The organism is Oscillospiraceae bacterium (assembly GCA_031265355.1).
Taxonomy (GTDB): domain Bacteria; phylum Bacillota; class Clostridia; order Oscillospirales; family UBA929; genus JAIRTA01.
In genome coordinates this window covers 1-3676 of record JAISCT010000008.1, presented here as the reverse complement: position 1 = coordinate 3676, position 3676 = coordinate 1, and the positions used below count along the sequence as shown (strand labels likewise).

Sequence of the window (3676 nt, the reverse complement as noted above, 5' to 3'; positions counted from 1 at the left end):
GCTGACGTTGCGGTAGATATTCACCAGTACAACGCCGGCCGGCGCCGCCCGAACGGGGGGCACTTCCGGAATCTCCTCCTCCGGCGCCTCGGCGGCGTCTTCCTCCGGAGCTTCCGCGGCGTCTTCCTCCGGGGTTTCCGGCGTCTCCTCCTCCGGCGCCTCGGCGACGTCTTCCGCCGGCGTCTCGATGGCGTCTTCCGCCGGCGCCGTCTGCACCTCAGCCGTTTCCGCCGCCTCCAAACCGGATGCCGTCAGCCACGACGGTGTCAGGAGAAGGCTGAAGAGCAACACAAACGCCATGACGCTCGGCATCCACCGCGCGCCGTTTCTCGTTTTCTTCTCTGCCATATTGGGTGCACTCCTTCCAAAATCCATTTGTAAAACATGTGCGAGAACGTCAAGCGCTGGCAAACCGCAGTGCGCCGGCCTTGGATTCGACGGCTGCGAGCAGAGAACCGTCGGTGACAGATCGGCGGACCGCCAGAATGTCCGGCGTCAGGATCCGGTCCTCCTCCAGCCGGGAGACGAGAGTGCGGAGATGACGGTGGGCCGCGGCGGTGCCCATGCCGGGCGCCATGGGGGCGAGAAAGTCCACCCCCTGCGCGGCCGCCATCAGCTCGATCGCGAGAACATATTTGACATTCTCCAAAATCTCCCGCGCCTGCCGGGCAGCGATCGTGCCCATGCTGACGTGGTCCTCCTGGTTGGCCGAGGTGGGGATCGAATCCGCCGATGCCGGGTGGGCGAGCACTTTGTTTTCCGACACCAGCGAGGCCGCGGTGTACTGTAAGATCATGAAGCCCGAGTTGACGCCGGGGTAAGCCGTGAGGAACGAGGGCAACGCGCTCAGGCTGGGGTCGACCAGCCGGTTGATGCGGCGTTCCGAGATGTTCCCGATCTCCGAGAGGGCCACCTTCAGATGGTCCATTACGAGCGCGACCGGTTGGCCGTGGAAGTTGCCGCCCGAGAGAATCTCGCCCGTGTCCGGCATGACCAGAGGGTTGTCCGTCACCGCGTTCATCTCCGTTTGCAGGGTCTCCAGCGCCCGCCGCAGCGCGTCCCGAGAGGCGCCGTGTACCTGTGGCACGCAGCGCAGGGAGTAGGCGTCCTGCACCTTGTCGCAGTCGACGTGGCTCTGAATGATCTGACTGCCTTGCGTCAGCGCCAGCACATTTTCCGCGCTCTCGCGCTGGCCGGGGTGCGGTCGCACCGCCGCAATGCGCGGGTCGAAGGCCGTGCGCGTGCCGCGCAGGGCCTCCAACGACAGCGCCGCCGCGATGTCGGCGATCTTGAAAAGCGCGACGGCGTCGTGGCAGACCAGCGCGGCGACGGCCGTCATGACCTGAGTGCCGTTGATCAGCGCCAACCCCTCCTTGCCCGCCAGGGAGAGAGGGGTGAGCCCCGCCGCGCGCAGGACGGGCTCGCTCGGGACGATGCGGCCGTCCTGCACCACCGAGCCCTCGCCCAGCAGCACGGCGGCCATGTGGGAGAGCGGCGCCAGATCCCCGCTGGCGCCCACGGAGCCTTTGGCGGGCACGACAGGGTAGATGTCGCGGTTCAGGAGTTCCACCAGCATCTGGACCGTCGAGGTTCTGATGCCCGAGTATCCCCGGGCCAGCGAGTTGACCCGCAGCAGCATGGCTGCGCGCACGACATCCTCCGGCAGGTACGGTCCTACGCCGGAGCAGTGGCTGAGGATCAGGTTGCGCTGGAGAGTCTCCCGCTCCTGTGGGGAGATGAAGATTTTGCTGAGCTCGCCGAAGCCCGTGTTGATACCGTAGACCGGCTGATCGGAGGCCAGAATCTTGTCCACCCAGCGGCGGCTGGCGTCCATCCGCGCCCGCACGGCGTCATGCAGCGCCACCCGCGCGCGCGCGCGCGCCACCTGTACCACGTCCGGCAGCTTCAGATCTGCCTCGGTGATTGTTACCATATTCATACTGATATTACCTATCTCCTATTGCCTATCACATCGACGCCACCGTGTGTTATCGTCGATGTGATGACGAAGAGAGGGCGTGCCGCGCCACAAGGTCCGAAAAACCATTTGGCGGCACGCCCTCTCGCTGTATCATTTGCCCGGTGTGTCCGTTAGTACCTTGTTGCCGCGAAGCGGCAACAAAAAACAAGAATTTGGGTTGGGGGTTGCAGGTGCAATCCACGCTAGGGGGTGACGATGATTCTGGCCCAGTATGTCCGATCGCCCGTCGTGCCCTCTTCGATCCGCGTGACCGGCACGGTGTAATACGCATCTGCGTACCAGCCTGCGAATTGATAGCCTGCGGGCAGAGATCCCGGCGCTCTCAGGGAGACCGGTGTGTCGATGATTGTATAGGTCGTCGGGTTCGGGTTCGTCATACCGTTTGCCATGTGGTAGGTGATGGTGTATCGGTCCGGCTTGTTGGGGTTGTCGGGTCCGCCGTCGCCCCACTTGGCCCAGTAGTCTCGGTCGACCGTACCGCCTGCCTCAATGGCCGTGACCCTCACCGTGTACCCTGGGTCTGCGTACCAACCGTCGAACGTGTACCCGGGACGGCCTATCAGTCCATTCAGGGAAAGCGGCGTATAGAGGATCGTGTAGGTTGCCGGGTTCGGATTGTACGCGCCTTGTACGTTGTGGTAGGTGATGGCGTAGACGTCGGCGTCGTTTTTCCATTTGGCCCAGAAAGTACGGCTGCCCGTACTGCCTTCGTCGATCCGCGTGACTGGCGTCGTGTAGGCGCTGTCCGCGTACCAGCCCTCAAAAGTGTATCCGGTGCGTACCGGCGCTTTCAGGACGACCGGCGTATCGATGATGGTGTAGACAGCCGGATTCGAGTTTACCGCACCGTTCACGTTTTGGTAGGTGATCGTGTACGTATCCGGCTTGTTGGGGTTGTCGGGCCCGCCGTCGCCCCACTTGGCCCAGTAGTCTCGGTCTTCGGTGCCGTTTTTCTCAATTTTCGTCACCAGCACCGTGTAGCCCGCATCCGCGTACCAGCCCGTGAACGTATAGCCCGGGCGGCCCGTCAGCCCCTGCAACGCGAGGCCATCCGCCTCTGTATTGAGGATGGTGTAGGTCGCCGGGTTTTGGTTCGTCACGCCTTGCACGTTGTGGTAGATGATGTTGTAGGTGTTGGGCTCGTCCGGGCCGGGGCCGTCGCCCCACTTGGCCCAGAATTCGCGGGAGCCCACGCCGTCGACCTCGATGCCCGTCACCTTCACCGTGTACGTGTCGTCCGTATACCAGCCCGTGAACGTATACCCGAGACGGTCTGTCAGATCCCGCAGCGCGAGACCGCTGTCCTTCGTGTCGAGGATCGTGTAGGTCGCCGGGTTCGGGTTTGTCGCCCCGTTTACGTTGTGGTAGGTGATGTTGTAGATGTCGGGCGTGTTGCCGTCGCCCCACTTGGCGTAGAATTCACGGTGGCCCGTGCCGTTTTGTTCGATGCCCGATGCCGGCGCTGTGAACGCGGCGTCCGTGTACCAGCCCGTGAAGGTGTAACCGAGACGGTCCGTCAGCGCCTGCAGCGTGAGGCCGCCGGCCGCAGTGTCGAGGATCGTATAGGTCGCCGGGTTCGGGTTTGCCGCGCCGTATACGTTGTGGTAGGTGATGTTGTAGACGTCGGGCGTGTTGCCGTCGCCCCACTTGGCATAGAATTCACGGTGGCCCGTGCCGTTTTGTTCGATGCCCGAC

At 63.6% G+C, this 3676-nt stretch carries 3 protein-coding genes; all 3 read right to left on the bottom strand.

Annotated features, from left to right (window positions below):
- A partial coding sequence (locus tag LBK75_01030) for a hypothetical protein (protein MDR1156880.1) occupies positions 1 to 348 on the bottom strand: 348 nt, incomplete at its 3' end.
- Positions 349 to 397: 49 nt separating this feature from the next.
- A complete protein-coding gene (hutH, locus tag LBK75_01025) occupies positions 398 to 1939 on the bottom strand; it encodes a histidine ammonia-lyase (GenBank protein MDR1156879.1) in 1542 nt (513 codons plus the stop codon).
- A 224-nt stretch (positions 1940 to 2163) separates the two neighbouring features.
- The coding region (locus LBK75_01020; protein MDR1156878.1) for an InlB B-repeat-containing protein at positions 2164 to 3676 on the bottom strand (1513 nt) is incomplete at its 5' end.